Source organism: Mesorhizobium sp. AR07 (genome assembly GCF_024746815.1).
Lineage (GTDB): Bacteria > Pseudomonadota > Alphaproteobacteria > Rhizobiales > Rhizobiaceae > Mesorhizobium.
The window spans coordinates 1449156-1467391 of record NZ_CP080525.1; the positions used below are offsets into that span (position 1 = coordinate 1449156).

18 protein-coding genes, 2 pseudogenes and 1 riboswitch are annotated in these 18236 nt (G+C 64.0%); of the genes and pseudogenes, 6 read left to right on the forward strand and 14 right to left on the reverse strand.

The features are described from left to right. Nucleotides 1–67: 67 nt before the first annotated feature. The 7 genes and pseudogenes from BPNPMPFG_RS07485 to BPNPMPFG_RS07515 form a co-directional block, all read right to left on the reverse strand. Nucleotides 68–653: pseudogene (locus tag BPNPMPFG_RS07485) on the reverse strand (NAD(P)H-dependent oxidoreductase). After that, nucleotides 653–1234 carry an NAD(P)H-dependent oxidoreductase gene (locus BPNPMPFG_RS07490; protein WP_258594405.1) on the reverse strand — a complete coding sequence of 194 codons (582 nt, stop codon included), beginning with the start codon at nt 1232–1234 and terminating at the stop codon, nt 653–655. Before BPNPMPFG_RS07490 ends, BPNPMPFG_RS07485 begins: the two are co-directional and overlap by 1 nt. Nucleotides 1235–1439: 205 nt before the next feature. Further along, nucleotides 1440–2843: an FAD-binding oxidoreductase gene (locus tag BPNPMPFG_RS07495; RefSeq protein ID WP_258597092.1), complete on the reverse strand. Its 1404-nt coding sequence runs from the start codon at nt 2841–2843 to the stop codon at nt 1440–1442. Then, nucleotides 2843–4156, reverse strand: a complete 1314-nt coding sequence (locus BPNPMPFG_RS07500; protein ID WP_413776836.1) for a cytosine deaminase — start codon at nt 4154–4156, stop codon at nt 2843–2845. Before BPNPMPFG_RS07500 ends, BPNPMPFG_RS07495 begins: the two co-directional genes overlap by 1 nt. Before the next feature lie 181 nt (nt 4157–4337). Further along, entirely contained in the window at nt 4338–5189 is an 852-nt protein-coding gene (locus BPNPMPFG_RS07505) for an ABC transporter permease (protein WP_258594407.1), read from the reverse strand. Beyond that, nucleotides 5176–6006 (reverse strand): ABC transporter ATP-binding protein, encoded by an 831-nt coding sequence (locus tag BPNPMPFG_RS07510; protein WP_258594408.1) that lies wholly within the window; start codon nt 6004–6006, stop codon nt 5176–5178. The genes BPNPMPFG_RS07505 and BPNPMPFG_RS07510 overlap by 14 nt, the downstream gene beginning before the upstream one ends. 11 nt (nt 6007–6017) lie before the next feature. Beyond that, nucleotides 6018–7022: an ABC transporter substrate-binding protein gene (locus tag BPNPMPFG_RS07515; RefSeq protein ID WP_258594410.1), complete on the reverse strand. Its 1005-nt coding sequence runs from the start codon at nt 7020–7022 to the stop codon at nt 6018–6020. A 268-nt stretch (nt 7023–7290) separates the two neighbouring features. Here BPNPMPFG_RS07515 and BPNPMPFG_RS07520 point away from each other — a divergent pair, with 268 nt between their 5' ends. Next, the gene (locus BPNPMPFG_RS07520; protein WP_258594412.1) at nt 7291–7674 is read left to right on the forward strand and encodes a RidA family protein; all 384 of its coding nucleotides are present in this window, start codon (nt 7291–7293) and stop codon (nt 7672–7674) included. Between the two features lie 55 nt (nt 7675–7729). Further along, complete coding sequence (locus tag BPNPMPFG_RS07525; RefSeq protein WP_258594413.1) at nt 7730–8533, forward strand: creatininase family protein; 804 nt, start codon at nt 7730–7732, stop codon at nt 8531–8533. Nucleotides 8534–8539: 6 nt separating this feature from the next. On the opposite strand, the gene BPNPMPFG_RS07530 is transcribed toward BPNPMPFG_RS07525, so the two are convergent. Both BPNPMPFG_RS07530 and cobD read right to left on the reverse strand, forming a co-directional pair. Further along, nucleotides 8540–9049, reverse strand: coding sequence for a tyrosine phosphatase family protein (locus BPNPMPFG_RS07530; protein WP_258594414.1), 510 nt, complete (start codon nt 9047–9049; stop codon nt 8540–8542). Continuing rightward, complete coding sequence (cobD, locus tag BPNPMPFG_RS07535) at nt 9046–10092, reverse strand: threonine-phosphate decarboxylase CobD (RefSeq protein WP_258594415.1); 1047 nt, start codon at nt 10090–10092, stop codon at nt 9046–9048. Before cobD ends, BPNPMPFG_RS07530 begins: the two co-directional genes overlap by 4 nt. Here cobD and cbiB point away from each other — a divergent pair. Then, nucleotides 10091–11062 carry an adenosylcobinamide-phosphate synthase CbiB gene (gene cbiB, locus BPNPMPFG_RS07540; RefSeq protein WP_258594417.1) on the forward strand — a complete coding sequence of 324 codons (972 nt, stop codon included), beginning with the start codon at nt 10091–10093 and terminating at the stop codon, nt 11060–11062. The genes cobD and cbiB overlap by 2 nt on opposite strands. Before the next feature lie 411 nt (nt 11063–11473). On the opposite strand, the gene cobO is transcribed toward cbiB, so the two are convergent. The 4 genes from cobO to BPNPMPFG_RS07560 are packed head-to-tail and all read right to left on the reverse strand — an operon-like array spanning nt 11474 to nt 13626. Continuing rightward, nucleotides 11474–12118 carry a cob(I)yrinic acid a,c-diamide adenosyltransferase gene (gene cobO, locus BPNPMPFG_RS07545; RefSeq protein ID WP_258594419.1) on the reverse strand — a complete coding sequence of 215 codons (645 nt, stop codon included), beginning with the start codon at nt 12116–12118 and terminating at the stop codon, nt 11474–11476. Nucleotide 12119: 1 nt separating this feature from the next. Continuing rightward, nucleotides 12120–12635, reverse strand: coding sequence for a bifunctional adenosylcobinamide kinase/adenosylcobinamide-phosphate guanylyltransferase (gene cobU / locus BPNPMPFG_RS07550; RefSeq protein ID WP_258594421.1), 516 nt, complete (start codon nt 12633–12635; stop codon nt 12120–12122). Continuing rightward, nucleotides 12628–13431, reverse strand: coding sequence for a CbtA family protein (locus tag BPNPMPFG_RS07555; protein ID WP_258594423.1), 804 nt, complete (start codon nt 13429–13431; stop codon nt 12628–12630). Before BPNPMPFG_RS07555 ends, cobU begins: the two co-directional genes overlap by 8 nt. Before the next feature lie 15 nt (nt 13432–13446). Continuing rightward, on the reverse strand, nt 13447–13626 hold the full coding sequence (locus BPNPMPFG_RS07560; RefSeq protein WP_258594425.1) for a CbtB domain-containing protein: 180 nt from the start codon (nt 13624–13626) through the stop codon (nt 13447–13449). A 36-nt stretch (nt 13627–13662) separates the two neighbouring features. Then, nucleotides 13663–13860, reverse strand: a riboswitch (cobalamin riboswitch). Nucleotides 13861–14002: 142 nt separating this feature from the next. Here BPNPMPFG_RS07560 and BPNPMPFG_RS07565 point away from each other — a divergent pair. Further along, nucleotides 14003–15172 (forward strand): aromatic ring-hydroxylating oxygenase subunit alpha, encoded by a 1170-nt coding sequence (locus tag BPNPMPFG_RS07565; protein WP_258594427.1) that lies wholly within the window; start codon nt 14003–14005, stop codon nt 15170–15172. Between the two features lie 3 nt (nt 15173–15175). On the opposite strand, the pseudogene BPNPMPFG_RS42865 reads toward BPNPMPFG_RS07565, so the two are convergent. Next, a pseudogene (locus tag BPNPMPFG_RS42865) lies at nt 15176–16374 on the reverse strand (MFS transporter). A 370-nt stretch (nt 16375–16744) separates the two neighbouring features. On the opposite strand from BPNPMPFG_RS42865, the gene BPNPMPFG_RS07575 reads away from it, so the two are divergent. Beyond that, entirely contained in the window at nt 16745–17740 is a 996-nt protein-coding gene (locus BPNPMPFG_RS07575) for a heparan-alpha-glucosaminide N-acetyltransferase (protein WP_258594431.1), read from the forward strand. Then, nucleotides 17737–18213, forward strand: coding sequence for a methyltransferase family protein (locus tag BPNPMPFG_RS07580; RefSeq protein ID WP_258594432.1), 477 nt, complete (start codon nt 17737–17739; stop codon nt 18211–18213). The genes BPNPMPFG_RS07575 and BPNPMPFG_RS07580 overlap by 4 nt, the downstream gene beginning before the upstream one ends. The last annotated feature ends 23 nt before the right edge of the window (nt 18214–18236 follow it).

Genomic DNA, 18236 nt, shown 5'->3' on the forward strand with positions numbered 1-18236 from the left:
TTTGTGCTGCCCCTCATCTGCCTGCCGGCATCTTCTCCCCGTAAACGGGGAGAAGGACGCTAATCCTTCAAAACCGCTCCAGCTTGCGCCGCACCCTGCCCAGGAACGCCGCCCTCGTCCTCGGTGTCGAGGCGTCCATCAGGTAATGCGCCAGGAAGAACGTCCGGCAGCGGGTGGCGCACAGCGCCCGCATGCCGCGCAGCAGCGTTTTGCGTCCGGGCTGGCCGACGACGACGCTCCACCAGGTCGGTGCGCCACAGGTGGTGATGACGCCGATCTTCGTCACATGCGTCATCAGCGATTTGATCCGCCCCTTGCCGGCCGGCAGTTGGAAGGCGACATCCGTCGCCCACCCGGTCGAGCCAGCCTTTCAGTATCGCCGGCAGCCCGTACCACCAGGTCGGATAGACGAACAGGATCGCCTCGGCCCAGTTGAGCAGCTCGATATGCGGCTTCAGCGCCGGGTCCTGCGGCGCCTGGTTGTTGTAGGAGCGCCGCTCATCGCAGCCCATCACCGGGTCGAATTTCTCGGCATAGAGGTCGAGCAACCGCACCTCCCAGCCCCGTGCCTTCAGCACCTCGACGGCGGTATCGCGGATTGCGGCGCAAAAACTCTCCGGCACCGGATGGCAGTAGACCACCAGCGCGCGCATCAGAAGGCATCCATGCTGGCCGCGACCTTGGCTATGAACGCCTTGCGGGTCTCAATGGTCGACAGGTTCATCGCGTAATGCGCGAGATACGTCACCGATGCGCCTGGTTTTACCGTGGCGCGCAGCATGCGCTTGACCAGTTTGCGCGGCGGATCGCCCATCAGCACGGCGCGAAACCGGCTGCCGCCATAGGTGGTGACCGCGGCGACCTTGCGAATGTTGTGCAGCGACGGCTGCACCTTGCCGTCGACCAGCGTGAACGACACGCCGGGCAGGAAGACGCGATCGAAGAAGCCCTTCAGCACCGCCGGAAAGCCGTAGTTCCAGACCGGATAGGAAAGCACCAGCGCATCGGCCCGCAGCAGGCGCTCGACATAAGGGGCGGCAGGGTCCGCCGGGCCGCGCTGATTGTGATAGTCCAGCCGCTCCTGGCGCGTCAGCCGTGGATCGAAATCCTCGGCATAGAGGTCGCAGTTATCGACCGCATGGCCCGCAGCCGTCAGCCGCTCGACGATCGTCCTGTGCAGACAGGCATTGAAGCTGGTTTCGACCGGATGGGCGTAGAGGACGAGGATGTTCACGGGAAAACATCCCGAAGGTCAGCGCGGGGCGCCCCCCTCTGCCCTGCCGGGCATCTCCTCCTCAAGGGGGGAGATCGGACTGCTGCATCGCTTTCGCGAATTGTCAACGCAACAGGAAGCGCGCAACTCTGAAACTGCCAATCTCCCCCCTTGAGGGGGGGATGGCCGGCAGGCCAGAGGGGGGTGGACGAGCGCAAACCTCTCCTCATCCCGTCCTCTGCAGCCCCTTGAACAAAAAAGTCCGGCCCGAGCGGTAGTCGTAATCCGGATTTTCCCAGGCGATCATCTTGCCGGGGTTGAGCAGGCCTTGCGGATCGGTCTCGCGCTTGAAGGCGAGTTGCACCGCGTCGGTCTGCTTCATGCCGCCCTCTTCCAGCGTGTAGCGGTGCGGGTTGAAGACCGGACAGCCATTCTCCTCATGCAGTCGCACGATCTCGTCGAGCCGCGCCTCGGTGGTGAACTTCACCAGCGGCAGACCGAAGCAGGTGATGTTGCCGTCCAGCCGCACGAATTCGAGATGGGAAAAGACTTCGCCGGGGAACATCGCGTCCATCTTCTCGACCAGCGCCAACTGGTTGGGAAAGGGATAGAGCGATTGCAGATAGGTGATGTCGGGGTCGACGCGCAGCGCCCTCAGTGTCGTGTGGTTCCAGGCCAGCTCATAGGCCGGGGGCAGACCCTTTTTCTCCTCCGGCGAGGCGATAGCGACGTTGAAGATAACCTCGCCACCGGCACGGCGGGTGAAGGCCATGAAGGCATCGAGCCCATGCTGCGCCACCATGACGACGCAGATACTCTGCCCCTCCTTCAGGAACTTCTGGTGCCGCTTGAAATAGAGCTGCGACACGGGTGCTGAAATCGGCGTGACCAACTTGGTCAGGATACCGTCCTGGCAAGCGAGCGCATTGCCATAGCGGGCCGCATCCATGAAGGTGTCGAAGCCGACGATGACGTCGACCCAGTCGTAAGCGGCGGTCAGCGGCATCTCGACTTCTGATATGATGCCGTTGGTGCCATAGGCGTGGGTCACCTTGTGCAGGTCCTCGCCGGTCAGTTCGAGCGCTTTCGGCTCGGCCTCCATGGTCACCACACGCAGCCGCAGGACATTGCCGAAGTCGCGCAGGCCGCCGAAATTGATCGAGCCGACGCCGCCCGAACCGCCGGCGATGAAGCCGCCGATCGAGGCGGTGTTGTAGGTGGAGGGCGACAGCCGCAGCTCCTGTCCGGAATGCGCCCGCGTTGCCTTGTCGATATCGGCCAGGACCGCGCCCGGTCCGGTCACCACGCGGCCCGGCGCGATCGACTTGATCTCGTTCATCTCGGCGAGATTGAGCACCACGCCGCCCGAAAGCGGCATCGCCTGCCCATAATTGCCGGTGCCGCTACCGCGTGGCGTCACCGGCACGCCATGGCGATGACAGGCGGCAAGCACCCGGATCAGTTCGGCCTCGCTCTTCGGCGTCACGATGAGGTCACCGGTGACATGGTCGAGCTGCCGTTTCAGCACCGGGCTGTACCAGTAGAAGTCGCGGCTCTTCTGCTGGACGATGGCTGGATTGTCGTCGAGCTTCAGGCCTTCGAGATCGCGCTTGAGCGCCGAAACGTCCATCATTCCACCATCAGCTCGTCGAGTTCGGCATAGTCGGGCAATTGCCGGTCGATCGCGCGCCCGCTACGCACGACGATGCGATCCGATTCGGGCCGCGACAGCAATTCCGTCCAGCTTCTGCCTTTGAACACGATGAAATCGGCATCGCCGCCGGCGGCAAGCGTGCCGAAACCGTCGAGCCGCATGACTCCAGCCGGCGTCGCGGTCACCGCTTGCGGCCAGTCGGCGACCGGGTGGTCGAAATGCAGGATGCGCGTCGCCATGCGGTAGACTTCCAGCATGTCGAGATCGCCATAGGCATAGAACGGGTCGCGCGTGTTGTCGGAGGCGACAGCGACCGGAATGCCCCTCGCCTTCATCTCGTGCAGCAGTGTCACGCCGCGCCAGCGCGGCGTCGTGCCATCGCCGCGCCGGTCCTGCAGATAGAGATTGCACATCGGCAGCGACACGACCGCGAGCCCGGCCTTCGCCACCTTGTCCAGCGTGTCCAGCACATCGAGATCCGGCTGGCGCGCCAGCGAGCAGCAATGACCGACGAGGATGTTGCCCTCAAAACCGTTCCAGAGTGCGGCCTCGGCGATCTTCTTCAGCGAAATCGCGGCGATGTCGTCCGTCTCGTCGGCATGGAAATCGAGATCGAGGCCATGCTTGATCGCCTGTGCGAACACGTGATCGAGCAACTCTTCCAGGTCCGGCACCATATAGGTGACGACACCGAGCACACCCTTGGCCGACGCAACCCGCTTCGCCAGCCTGTCGAACCACTTTTTGTCGCGCACGCCCTCGATGCCGATCAGGCATGCGCCCTGCAGTTCGATGCTGCCGCGCCAAGCCTCGCGCATCGTCTCGAACACCGGCCAGGAGATTTCCTCTTGCGGCGCGACACTATCCAGATGGGTGCGCAGCGCCCTGGTGCCATGCGCGTAGGCAGAGCGCAGCGAGAAATCCATGCGTCGCGCCAGGTCCTCGGCGCTCCAGCGTGCCACGCGGTCAGCGCCAGCCGCGTTCAGCGCGCCCATGAACGTACCGTCGGGATTGGGTTTTCGTGGCCAGATATGACCCTTGTCGATATGCGTATGGCAGTCGACGAAGCACGGCAGGATGATACGGCCGCCGAAGTCGATCGCCTCAACGGGCGCCTTCGATCGGCCATGCGCGGTGATACTGGAAACCCTGCCGTCGGCCACAGCGATGTTAGCAAGCGCAAAGCCGTCGCTGTCGAAGGCAGCGGTGAACCCTGGTGTGACCGACGCGTGCACGCGAACATTGGCAAGTAAGAATTGGCCGGATTCCGGAATGATCCCCGAGGTCATCGCCGCCCCTCATCCGCCTGCCGGCACCTTCTCCCCGTATAGAGACGGGGAGAAGGGACGCGCTCCAGCGATGGCGACCCCCTCTCCCCGTCTCTATACGGGGAGAGGGTAAGGGTGAGGGGCAGCACTGACCTCGGGATAGGTGGGTGGAAGCTGCCACTGCATGCGAAATACAACAACGCTACCGCTCCTGCTTCAGCGCGCTTTCGTGCCAGCGCCTTAGAATGAGATGCGAAATCAGCGACAGCACGAGGAAAATCAGGATGCCGGTGAGCGAGATCAAAAACAGCGCCGCGAACAGCCGCGGCGCGTTGAGCCGGTAGCCGGCCTCGATGATGCGCGAGGCAAGGCCAGACGACTGGCCGGTGGTGCCGGCGACGAACTCGGCCACCACGGCGCCGATCAGCGACAGGCCGCCGGCGATCTTCAAGCCGCCGAGGAAATACGGCATCGCCGCCGGCAGCCGCAGATAGCGCAACTGCTGCCAGCGCGTCGCGCCATTGAGCTTGAACATGTCGCGCAGATTGCGGTCGACCGAGTTGAGGCCGAGCGTGGTGTTGGACAGGATCGGAAAGAAGGCGACGATCCAGGCGCAGAGCAGAAGCTTGGTCGTCTGGTTGTCGACATAGATGTTGATCAGCGGAAAGATCGCCACGATCGGCGTCACCTGCAGCACGATGGCGAATGGGAAGAACGACATCTCGACCCATTTCGATTGCGCGAACAGCACCGCCAGCCCGACGCCGCCGATGACGGCCAAAGCCAAGCTGAGGAAGGTGATCCGCAAGGTCACCAGCAGCGAGGAGAACAGCAGGCCGGCATCGTTGTAGAGCGTCCACAACACGACGCCGGGACGCGGCAGGATGTATTGCGGAATCGCGTTCCACACGCAGACGCGGTCCCACAACCAGATCGCCAGGATCATGATCGCCAGCGGCAGCACCCAGCGGCCGATCCGCTCGAGCCGCTCCTGGCGCACGCGGCGCGCTTCCTCCGGGTCGAGCTTGAGCACCCCCTCGTCAATGGCCGTCATGATGCGCGCCCGCCGTTGAATTGATGGCTTTGACCAGCACATCGGAGGCCTGCCGGCACAATGCCGCATAGTCGGGCGAGGTGCGAAATACCTCGTCGCGCGGATAGGACGCCTCGATCGCCAGTTCGTCGAACACCCTGCCCGGCCGCGCCGCCATGACGACGACACGGTTGGAGAGAAACACGCTTTCGAAGACGCTGTGGGTCACGAAGACGACGGTGAAGCGCTCGTCCTGCCACAGTTCCAAAAGATCGTTGTTGAGCTTGAAGCGGGTGATTTCGTCGAGTGCGGCGAACGGCTCGTCCATCAACAGCACGCGTGGCTTGGTCACCATGGCGCGGGCGATCGAGACGCGCATCTTCATGCCACCCGACAGCTCGCGCGGCACCGCGTCTTCGAAGCCGGTCAGGTGAACCCGCGCCAGCATCTCCATCACCGCCGGTGTCGCCTTGGCGCGGGAGACGCCTTTCAATCGCAACGGCAGCCAGACATTGTCGAAGACACTGGCCCAGGGCAGCAGCGTCGGCTCCTGGAAGACGAAGCCGATGTTCGAGCGGTCAAGCGAGCCGCCGCCGCGCCAGTCGAGCACGCCGGACGTTGGCGTCGACAGGCCGGCAATCAGCCGCAGCGCCGTCGACTTGCCGCAGCCGGACGGGCCGAGCAGGCTAAGGAAGTCGCCTTCCCGGATCGTCAGATCGACATCGCTGAGTGCCGTCACGCCATTGGAAAAGACCTTGCCGACGCCACGCAGTGCCAGCAATGCCGGGCCTACACCCGACGCGTTCGCCGGCGCTTGCGCCACTTGGTCCTGCATCATGCCGGAACGGCCTACTTCTTCAACTCGACCCCGACGCCCTTGTTGACGAAGGTCAGCGTGTAGGCCTTCTTGATGTCGATGCCGGCTGGCGTGACCTTGGCCTTGACCATCTTGTCGTAGAAACTCTGGATGCGCGCGTCGTTCATGGCGCCGATGCCGAGCTTCTCGGTGTCGCCGGAATCGGCCAGGCCAAACTTCTTCATCTGCGCGATCGAGAAAGCGATCTGCTCATCGCTCATGTCGGGGTTGTCTTTCTTGATCATGTCGTTGGCGGCCTTGTTGTCGCCGTACAGATATTTGTACCAGCCCTTGGCCGAGCCATCGACGAAGCACTGGACCACCTCCGGCTTCTTGTCGATCGTGTCCTGCATCACCTCGATCGTCGTCGAATAAGTATCCCAGCCATAGTCGGCAAGCAGGAACTGGTTCGGCACGAAGCCGCCCTCCTTCTTGACCGCGAACGGCTCGGAGGTGACGTAACCCTGCTGGATCGACTTCTTGTTGGCGAGGAAGGGAGCGGTGTTGTAGGTGTAGGGCGCGCGCTTGGCGGCGTCGAAGCCGAGTTCGATGACCATCCACTGGAAGAAGGTCTGCACGCCCTCGTCGCCCAATATGTACTGGTCGGCGTTCTTCAGATCCTCCCATTTGTCGAGCCCCTCGCCGGGGTGGGACATCATGACCTGCGGGTCCTTCTGAAAGTCGGCCGCCACCACCCGCATCGGAATGCCTTGCTGGACGGCATCGAAGGCCGACAGCAGATTGCCGCCCATGTAGAAGTCGATCTTGCCGGCCAGCAGCATCGGCCGGCCGCTGACCTGCGGACCGCCCTGCATGATGGTGACGTCGAGGCCGCAGGCGGCGTATGTGCCGTCGGCCAGGGCCTGATAATATCCGCCATGTTCCGGCTCGGCCAACCAGTTGGTGCCGAAGGTGACTTTTTCGTTCGCTGCCGCGCCGAACGTGCTGGCCGCAAGCAGGGCCACCGCCGCCGCCGAGATCTTCTGCTTTCCGTACATAGACACCACCACCCTTTGTTTGCTCCGGCGCGCCACGCGCCAGGCTCGACACCAAAGATTCAAGAAGCAAGACACATGCCACCGGCGTCTCGCGCCGGGACCGCTCGCTTGAACGACATTGCCATACCAAGCGCGGGCGGGTCATGCTGTACGGAAGGCATCGTGCCTATTTTTTGAACGCCTGTCCACAATCGCTCCTGCACCATGCACCGGCATCTTGAAGGTGTGGTGCATCCGGTCTTAGGCTGGCGGTATCTAGGAGATTGCCATGTTCAAGTTCCTCACCCCGAAGTCGATCAAGCCGCCCTTTGCCCGCTACAGCCACGGCGTCGAAGTGCCGGCCGGCAAGCGGCTGGTGCTGTGCTCGGGCCAGGTCGCCATCACGGCGGATGACCAGATTCCGGAAGACGCCGGCGCGCAGGCGGAGCTCTGCTTCAGCAACATCGCAGCGGTGCTCGGCGAGGCCGGGCTGGGGCTCAGGGATATCGTCCGCATCAACGCCTATGTCACCGACCGTGCGCATCTGCGGCCCTATATGGACATTCGCGACCGGCTGTTCTCCAGCCCGGCGCCGGCCTCGACGCTGATGATCGTCTCCGGTTTTGCGCGGCCCGAATTCAAGGTCGAAGTCGAGGCCATCGCGGCTGGGTGATCGACAGGCCGCCCTTGCCGCGCTAGGTCTGACCCATTCATCGAAGAGGCATGACATGACCGTTGCGAAGAAGCGCGTGTGGTGGGGCGATTACCGGACCACGGAATACGCCTCGATCGACCCGGAGACGACGATCGCCGTGCTGCCGGTGGCGGCGATCGAGCAGCATGGTCCGCATCTGCCGGTCTCGACCGACACGTCGATCATGAACGGCATGCTCGACACGGTGATTGCCCGGCTGCCCGACGATCTCGACATCCGCATCCTGCCGGTGCAGGCGGTGGGCAAGTCGAACGAGCATCTTCACGCACCGGGTACCCTCACCTTGCCGGCAACGACACTGGTCGAGGCCTGGACCGAACTTGGCCTGTCGATCGCGCGCGCCGGCGTGCGCAAGCTGATCGTCGTCAACTCGCACGGCGGCAACGAAGAGATCATGGGCATCGTCACGCGCGAATTGCGCGTGCGCGAGAAGATGCTTGCCGTGAAGACCAGCTGGCAGCGTTTTGGCCGCCCGGCCGGCATGTACACCGAAGTCGAGGACCGCCACGGCATCCATGGCGGCGATGTCGAAACGTCGCTGATGCTGCATTTCAGGCCGGATCTCGTCGACATCGGCAAGGCCGACAATTTCGTTTCCAATGTCGCCAAGGCCGAGAAGGAATTTTCGCTGCTGCGCCACACCGGCACCCACGCCTTCGCCTGGATCGCCAGCGACCTCAACCCGAACGGCGTGGTCGGCGATGCCAGCATCGCGACGGCCGAAAAAGGCCGGCTGACCGCTGAACATCAGGCCGACGGTTTCATCAGCCTGCTGCGGGATGTGCGCAAGGCGAAGCTTGCCGACTGGCTGAAGTAGCTATTTTTAGCTGTCGATCTTGAGGGCAAACGGCTTTCCTTCGAACGCGTCCGCGCCGCGCCCGATCGCCTCGATCGCCTCGATCATGCGGCCGTTGCGGTCGAGCAGTATGTCGGCCACCGCAATCAGCCGCGGGTTGGGCGTCGCCGATGGCGACAGCGTCCGGAGCGTCCGCGCCAGTTCGGCCTCGTTGCGCTTCGGCGCAAGTGCCGCGGCGATGATATAGGCCGACGCGGTCGAACGGCTGATGCCGGCATAGCAATGCACGACCATCGGCTTTGTCCGGTCCCATCGGCGCGCGAAATCGAGCAGATTGCGGACATGCTGCTCGCCCGGCATGGTCATGCCGTCCTGCGCCACAGCAATATCGTGCATGACCAGATGCAGATGGTTTTCCCTGGATATGGAGGCTGGGCGCACCACCTCGGTTCCGGCGGCCAGCAGCGACAGCATTCGCTCGGCGCCGGTCCTGGCCACCGTTTCCTCGATCTTTGCCAGCGAGCAGACATGGATCATTGTTTTGAGCCCCCCGATTGATCCTCGCGCCGCGACGCCCATTCGGCAAGAGCGGATTCAAGCCGTTGCCATTCCACCTCGCTCCCCGGCAGACCGGCGCGCAAGACATCCGGGCGGTCGGCGAAATGGCGAAGCAGGATGCCGCGCTCGCCAAGTGCGGAAAACAGGCCGGCGGCATCGGGCAGGCGGAGATAGCGGAACAACGTGGTGCCGCCCGCGACAGCAACGCCGAAGCGGCCGAACAGCGCATCGAGCCGCGCCGATGCCTCCCCCAGCGATATTCGCATCGTGTCCTGCCAGGCGGTGTCGGCAAGCGCGCGAATGCCATAGTCCAACGCCGGGCCGGCAACGGCCCACGGCCCGAATTGCCTGTCCAGCCGTTCGACCGTCGCCGCATCGGAGAGCGCGAAACCGAGCCGCAGACCGGCCAGGCCAAAGAACTTGCCGAACGAGCGCAGCACCACGATGCCGCCCTGGCCGACATCGCCTGCGAGGCTGTGCTGACGTGGGCCGACATCCATGAACGCCTCGTCGACGACCAGCAGCCCGCCCTTGGCGCGCATCATTGCGGCCAGCGCCAGCAACCGGTCGCGCTCGACGATGCGCCCATCCGGATTGTTCGGATTGACGATGACGGCAAGATCGGCTTCGGCCAGCACGGTGAAATCGCTTACCTCGGTGACCTCATGTCCGGCGATCGCTGCTGCCCGCGCATGTTCGGCATAGGTCGGTCCCAGCACCAGCGCCTTGCCGGGGGCGATCAGCGATGCGACGTGCGGCAACAGGATCTGCGTGCCGGGTGCAGCCACGACATTGGCTGGCGAAGGCGCACCATAGGTGCTGGCCGCGATCTCGACCAGTTCGCGGGCGCGCCCGGCTTCCGGCAGCCGCGACAGGGTGGTGGCGGGCAGCTCGAAAAGCGGATAGGAGTGCGGATTGATACCGGTCGAGAGGTCGACGAAAGGCAGCAGAGCGTTGGGGAAAAGCGCCCTCGCCCGGCCAAGACTTCCACCATGGTCCACCGCTCCTTCAAGAAGCTTCATGTCAGTCCTGATCGCTTTCCTGTCATTGGCCGTCGAATTCGCCCTTGGTTATCCGGACTGGCTGTTTCGCGCCATCGGCCATCCGGTGACGTGGCTCGGCAGGCTGATATCCTTTCTCGACCGCCGGCTCAACCACGCCGCTGATCCCGACGCGCTGCGTCGCAAGCGCGGTGCCCAGGCGCTGCTGGTCATCGTGCTGGTGCCGGCGGTGATCGGCCTTGGCGTGCAGATCCTGCTGCTGTGGTTCGTTCCCCTCGGGCTGATCATTGCCGCCCTTCTGGCGACATCGCTGCTGTCGCAGAAGAGCCTCTACGAACATGTCGAGTCGGTGGCCGACGCGCTCGACACCGGTGGTCTCGCTCTGGGCCGCGTCGCCGTCTCGCGCATCGTCGGCCGCGATCCGGAAACACTCGACAGGGCCGGTGTCTGCCGCGCGGCGATCGAGAGCCTGGCCGAGAATTTTTCCGACGGCATCGTTGCCCCCGCCTTCTGGACCGGCGTCGGCGGGCTGGCCGGCGGCGGCGCCTACAAGGCGGCCAACACCGCCGATTCGATGATCGGCCATCGCACCCCACGCCACGAGGCGTTCGGCTGGGCGGCGGCGCGCTTCGACGATTGGATCAACCTGCCGGCATCGCGGCTTACGGCGCTGCTGATCGTGCTGGCGGCTTTCCTGGTCAGGGGTGCCGATCCGCGTAATGCCTGGCACTCGGTGTGGCGCGACGCGAAAAAACACCGCTCGCCCAATGCCGGCTGGCCGGAAGCGGCGATGGCCGGCGCGCTCGGCCTGGCGCTCGCCGGGCCACGCAGCTACGGCGGCGTGCTGGTCGACGACGTCTTCATGGGCGAAGGCGGCCGCCGCGAAGCCGACAGCATCGATATAAGGCGGGCGCTGAAACTCTACCGTGTCGCCGACTATCTGCTGATCGCGCTGTTCGGGTTGGTTGCGGCAATCGTCATTGTGGTGTGATTCTCCCACCCTCCCCCTTGTGGGGGTGAGGCGTGTCCGGCCATAGCGGAGGGCGGTCGTGCAGGCCGGGTCCCCGCTGCCTACGGCAGCATCCCGGCGTTCACCGGCCTTTCAGCGCGCCACTGGCGCGCCGAATTCGCTTCGCGAACCGGCTGGTCACCCCCACAAGGGCAAGGCAATCGCATGTGAGAAGCCGAGGTTTCGCCCTACGAATACCCCCACCCCTAACCCCTCCCCACAAGGGGGAGGGGGATTCCGTAGGCGCTGATCTCCGCAAATTGCCGACGTTTTACGCCAAAGGGGAAGAGCGCGGCAGCTTCCCTCCCCCTTGTGGGGAGGGTTAGGGTGGGGGTCCTTCTTCGCAAGAATCCATATGCGATTGCCCTGCCCACAAGGGGGAGGGTAAAGCTCTCAGAACTCGATACCCTGCTGTGCCTTCACGCCTGCCGAGAAATGGTGCTTGGTCACGCCCATCTCGGTGACGAGGTCGGCGGCCTCGACCAGCGCCGGCTTGGCGTTGCGGCCGGTGACGACGACATGCAGGCCTTCGCGCCGCGCTTTCAGCGCACCAACCACTCTGTCGAGATCGAGATAGTCGTAGCGCAGTGCGATGTTCAACTCGTCGAGCACCAGCAGGCTGATCGACGGATCGGCCATCAGCTCGAGCACTTTTGCCCAGGCGGCTTCGGCCGCGGCGATATCGCGCTTCAGATCCTGGGTTTCCCAGGTGAACCCCTCGCCCATCGCATGCCAGACGACGCGGTCGCCGAACGTCGCGAAGGCGTCCTTCTCGCCGGTGTGCCACTTGCCCTTGATGAACTGGACGACGCCGACGCGCTTGCCGTAGCCGAGCATGCGCAGCGCCAGGCCAAAGGCGGCAGTGGTCTTGCCCTTGCCCGGGCCGGTGTTGACGATGAGCAGCCCCTTCTCGACCGTCTTGCTCGCCACCTCGGCGTCCTGCACCGCCTTGCGCTTGGCCATCTTGGCGCGGTGGCGTTCTTCGTCCCTGTTGTCCATGCGCTTGTCGTCGATGGGCTTGTCGTCGATCTCGGTCATCTCATTTCACCTTCAGCGGCAGCCCCGCCACCATCAGCAGCACCGTATCGGCGACGGCGGCCACTTGCTGGTTGAGCCGGCCGGCGGCATCGCGAAACCGGCGCGCCAATGCATTGTCCGGCACGATGCCTTGCCCGACTTCGTTGGACACCACGAACCAGGGCCCGTGCGGCCACGACAGCACATCCGCCAGCCGCCGGCATTCCAGATCGAGGTCGTGGTCGGCCAGCATATGATTGGTCAACCACAGTGTCAGGCAGTCGACAAGCACCGGCTGGTTGTCCGGCAAGGCCTCGAGCGCGCCAGCGAGATCGAGCGGCGCGTCGATGGTCGTCCAGCCTTCGCCGCGCCGCGAGCGGTGCAGTGCGATACGCTCGCGCATCTCGTCATCATAGGCTTGCCCCGTGGCGACATAGGTCCATGGCGGCGGCAAGGTCGTCGCCAGGGTTTCGGCGTGCGCGCTCTTGCCGGAGCGCGCACCGCCGATGATGAAGGTCAGTGCCTTGCTGTCAGGCAAAGCTGTCGCGCAGGCTGGTCGCTGTGCCGGTGAAGCGTCCGCGCGCCACGCCGACGACCGCACCGAGCACCAGCCAGAACACCAGGTTGGTCACCGTCACCGCCACCACGAACTGATGATGCAGGCCTTCCGGGATCGGCGTCTCGAAGCTGTCTGGCTGCGGTGCGCCGACAATATGCGGGGCGATGATCAGCAGGACGGCAAGGATCGCCAGCGGCAGCGACTTGCGGAAGGCGATCAGGCCGAGACCCGCCGCGGTCGCCACCACCGTTGCCGTCCACCAGATCTGGCGCTGCATGAGATCGGCCGCCGGCATGGCAGGCAGTTCCGGCGGCAGGCCGAGGCCAGGCGCCAGCGTGAACACGGCAAAGCCGGCCAGCCCCCAGAACACGCCCTGGCGCCAATTGCCGATGCCGCCGGCAAATTCGGAAACCGCGACCAGGATCAGCGCGAAACCAATGCCGGTGACGATATTGGCAACCACGCTGAAGGCGAAACGCTCGAAACCGTCGGCCGGAGCCCAGCCTTCGTCTTCCGCTGCCGGAGCGGCGGCTTCCGCCGGCGCCGGGGCGGCGGAACTCATGGCGTTCCCTGCCGGAGCGGCCGTGCTCATGGCATTGGTATCCGTAGCGGCAGGAGCGGCATGGTCATGGTGATGGCCGCCGCCGGCCTGTTCGTAGACTTCCGCCTTGAGGATCAGCGGCACGGTGGCATAGGCCTGCATGCAGGCGAGAACGACGCCGGCCACGAGCCCAGCGATCGCCGCGATGAACACGGCGTTGCGAAACAGGTTCATGATGTCAAATCCTCGTCAGTGGCAGGGAAACGCCATCGAATGGCGATAGTCGTGAGCCGCATTGTGGACCGCATCGATATGCGAGAAGCCGACAAAGCCGACAACGAAGATGCCGAGCAGCGCCAGGAGCGCAAGCTGCATGAAGCGCGACTGCGAGGAGACGGAGGTGCCGAGGGAGACGGAAGCGGTAGTCATGTCTTGTCCTTTCGCCCTCCACCCGAGGGCATCGAAGTCAGTTTCCTGTCGACGGCAGGTCTCCTGGCTCGCGGATCAGCGCCCTTCCCCACCTTCCCGAAGAAAAACCTTCAGTGGCATATGGAGAGGACTACCGCATACAGTTGCGGGGGCAGCCACGGCATTGGGCAACAAGTCAGCCCGCACCGCATTCCCTCTTGGCTCCAAAACGGAACCGACGACAGTCCAGACTATAGGCAGAATCGTCGCGCCCGGCAAACCAAATTCCGCCGGCAACCATCGCGAATGCGTCGTGCCACCAGGCGCCTCCCGAGAGTCCCGCAATTGACAATTCCCGTGGCCAGGTGTCGGCTGGCATCTTCACAGGAAGCCAGCCATGCAGCCCATTGCCAGCGAGCGCTACCCCTACAACGGCCTGACCCGAGCCGAACCGACCCTGCCGTCATCGGCCTATTGGGATGCGGACAACTATCAGCGCGATCTCGATGCGATCTGGTACAAAGACTGGCTGCTCGTCTGCCGCGAGACAGACCTCGCCCAGCCGCTTTGCTTCCGCACTTTCCGCGTCGGCACGCAGGACATCGTCGTGCTGCGTGACGAGACCGGCGAACTGCGCGCCTTTCACAACACCTGCCGGCATCGCGGTTCGCAGCTTTGCCAGGAGAGCGAGGGCCGGCTGAAGGCGCGGCTGATCACCTGCCCCTATCACGCCTGGTCCTATTCGCTGCGCGGCGATCTCGTGCGCGTGCCGTCGAGATCGCTGCCGGATGGTTTCGACAAGGCCGATCACCCGCTTTATCGGGTGGCGCTGTCGGTCTGGCGCGGTTTTGTCTTCGTCAACCTGCAGGAGGATGCGGCGGGTTCGGCGCAGGCATCCTTCGATCCCGCCTCCGGCGATCTCGGCAACTGGCCGCTGGAGACGCTGGTGAGCGGCCATGTGCTGCGCAAGGTGATGAACTGCAACTGGAAGATCTTTTGGGAAAACTTCAACGAATGCCTGCATTGCCCGGGCGTCCACAAGGATCTGTCGCGGTTGGTGCCGATCTATGGCCGCGGCCTGATGGGCCGCCATGACGATCCCGAATGGTCCCGCCACGCCGACAATGACGCGCCGGAATTTTCCGGCGGCCTGCGCGCCGGCGCGCAGACATGGTCGCGCGACGGCCAGGCGCATGGGCCGGTCTTTGCCGGCCTCACATCAGCCGAGCGCGCCGCAGGCCAGACCTATGCCACCAACCTGCCGTCGATGTTCATCGTCGGCCATGTCGACTATGTCAGAACGGTGCGGCTGGTGCCGCTCGGGCCCGAGCAGACCGAGCTTGTCGCCGAATGGCTGTTTGCACCCGAGGCGCTTGATGCAACCGATATCGACAACATCGTCGCCTTCGGCAAACAGGTGCTGGAGGAGGATGCGACGATCTGCGAGGTCAACCAGAAAGGCCTGCGCTCGATGCGCCACACGGCCGGCGTGCTGATGCCCGAGGAATACGACCTGCACCGCTTCCACAACTGGGTGCGCGATCGCCATGCTGCGCTGTCGCCCTGATCCTCACAGCGATTTCGGCAGGTAGCGCCAGGTCACGAAACCGCAGACCGCCGCCAGCAGGCCGAGCGTGACGAACACCGAGCCCAGGCCGAAGAAGGCCAGCACCACGGAGTAGACCAGCGGCGGCGTCAGTTCCGAAAAATCGAGATAGGTGCGGTAGACCGCCGCCATCTGCGATCTTTCATAGGATCGCACCGAGCGCATGAAGGCGGTCGAACCCAGCGCATCCAGGGCGATGGTGAAGAAGGCGCCGCAAAGCAGGAAGGCGCCGGTGAGCAACGGTACGCTTTCGCCGACGAAACCCGCCGCAAAGAGGGTGGCCGACATGGCGAAATAGGCAAATGTCATGGTCCGGCGGCCACCAAAGCGCTTTCCCGCCTTGCCCCAGAAGATGGCCATGAACAGCAGCGCGTTGCCGGCCGAAACCAAAAGGCCTCCGGCCAGCTTGCCCTCGCCGGTGATCACCATGAACAGCGGCCCGTAGACGAAGAACGTCGTCCAGAAGCAGGAGCGGCCGAAAGCGATCAGCCAGGCCAGCCTGAGCCTCGGCTGGGCGATGAAGCGGCCGATATTGGCGAGCGGATTGGCCGGCCGCGACTTGCCCGGGCGGATCGACTGGTTGTCGCCCAGCCGGTAGATCCAGAACAGCGCCAGCAGGGCAAACGCGAACGCGGCCACCGCGCCGTGCGCGGCATAGATGCCGAAGCGCGTGTAGAGGAAGATGCCGAGCGTCGGCCCGCCGGTCCAGGCGAACATCGACCATGCCATGCGCAGCGATTCGGCTGCATGAAGTCGGTCTTGCGGATGTGGTCCATGATGTAGAGGTTGAGCGTGATCGACAGCGCGCTGGCACCCATGACGCGGCACAGCATGCCTGCCAGCTGGCCGGCAAGCGTGTGGGTGACGAAGAACAGCGAGCCGATGGCCAGCAGGCAGGCGCCGGCTGTGTAGACCCAGCGCCGGGCAAAACGGCGGATCAGCATCGGCATGAACAGCGTCACCGACAGGCCGAGCATCGCCACGATGGTGTAGAGGATCGAGACGATCTGCTCGTTGTGCAGGATCTCGTAGGCCTGGATCGGGATGACGCTCGACACCGTGGCGCGGGCGAAGGATTCGACGGCATAGAGCGAGGCGAAGGTGCGCGCGTCCGCCGGTCGCAGGGCCGGTAACCAGATCGGATGGCGCACATGGGTGGACATTGCTTCCCCAAAGCAGAATCACAGGATCAAATCTGCCGTGGTGATGCCTGCGCCAATAAGAGGAAACCGACGCCTACCCGGCAAAAAGCGAAGTCGGCCAAAGGCTTTCCGGCACTGGCCTAAGGTGTGTTGAGATTCAGGTTGGGCCGAGCCGAAAACGGTGGCTTTCGAGAATCGGAGCGGAGCGGATAGTCAAGTCCGTGAGCACCGGAAGCGCAGAAAGCCGCCGTTTGCAGGCCGGCATCATCTGAATATCGACACACCTTAAAGCAGCGCCTGATCCAGCTTTTGCATACCGAAGCTGCCGGTCTTCTTTTGTCCGGGGCAACCGTGATAGTCGTCTTGCGGGCTAAAATCAGATCGCGAGACCATGAGCATCCAAACGCCGACCGCACCCGTTCAGGATCAATCGAAACGCATCGTCGCCATCGACATCGTGCGCGGCATCGCGCTCATCGCCATGGCGAGCTACCATTTCACCTGGGACCTGGAATTCTTCGGCTACACCGATCCCGGCCTCACCGCTTTCGGCTGGTGGAAAATCTACGCGCGCTGCATCGCCTCGACCTTCCTGTTCCTGGTCGGCGTCAGCCTGTACCTCGCCCATGGCCAGCAGATCCGCTGGAACGGCTTCTGGAAGCGTTTCGCCATGGTTGCCGGAGCGGCGATCGCCATCTCGGTCGTCACCCGCATCGCCACGCCGGACGGCTTCATCTTCTTCGGTATCCTGCACGAGATCGCGCTGGCAAGCCTGCTCGGCCTGCTGTTCCTGCGGCTGCCGGCGCTGCTGACGTTGCTGGTGGCAGCGCTGGTCATCGCAGCACCCGTCTATCTGCGCTTCGAGGCCTTCGACCATCCGTGGCTGTGGTGGGTCGGCCTGTCGGCGATCAACCCGCGCTCCAACGACTATGTTCCGCTGTTTCCGTGGTTCGGCGCGGTGCTTGTCGGCATCGGCGTCACAAAACTTGCCGCGGCCGCAGGTGTCTTGACGTGGCTGGCGAACCTCAAGCCCGGACGCTGGGCCAACCCGCTGCTCTTCATCGGCCGCCACAGCCTGGCCTTCTACCTGATCCACCAGCCGCTGCTGATCGGCTGTGTGTGGCTGTTCTCGCAAGTCATGCCGGCGCAGGTCGAAACCCCGCAGGTGAATTTCCTGAAAACCTGCCAGCGGTCATGCGAACAGTCGCGCGACACCGAATTCTGTTCGAGCTACTGTGTCTGCATGCTCGATACGCTGGAGGGCGAGGCCACGCTTGATCGGCTCTACAACAACGACCAGAGTGCCGAATGGAAGGCGCATATTTCCGATCTCGCCGGCATGTGCACTGCCAAGACCGACGACAAGATGACAGAGGGGGTCAAATGACCGGAAACCAGCCGAAGCCGGGGCTCATACCGTGGCCGCCGGTGATCTATGTCGCCGCCATCGCTATCAGCGTGGCGCTCGGCCTGCTCTATCCACTGCCCTGGATCGGCGACCTCTTGGGCGATATCCTGTTTGCCGCCGGCTGGGTGGCGCTGTTCGGCGTCGTGGCACTCTGGTTCACCGCGATCCGCACTATGGTCCGGGCCAAGACCACGCTCAACCCCAACGCGGTGCCCGATCACCTCGTCACCACAGGTCCCTTCGGCATCACCCGCAATCCGATGTATCTGGCCAACACGCTGCTGTTGATCGGCGTCGCCTTTGTTTCGGGGATAGCCTGGTTCCTGCTGTTCGCCTTCATCGCTGCGTTCGCCACGCAAAAGGTCGCCATCGAGGGCGAGGAAAAGGTGCTGACGGCCAAGTTTGGCAAGAAATACCGGGACTACGCGAAACGAGTGCGGCGCTGGATTTGAGGCGCCCTACCTGAGCAGTGTAG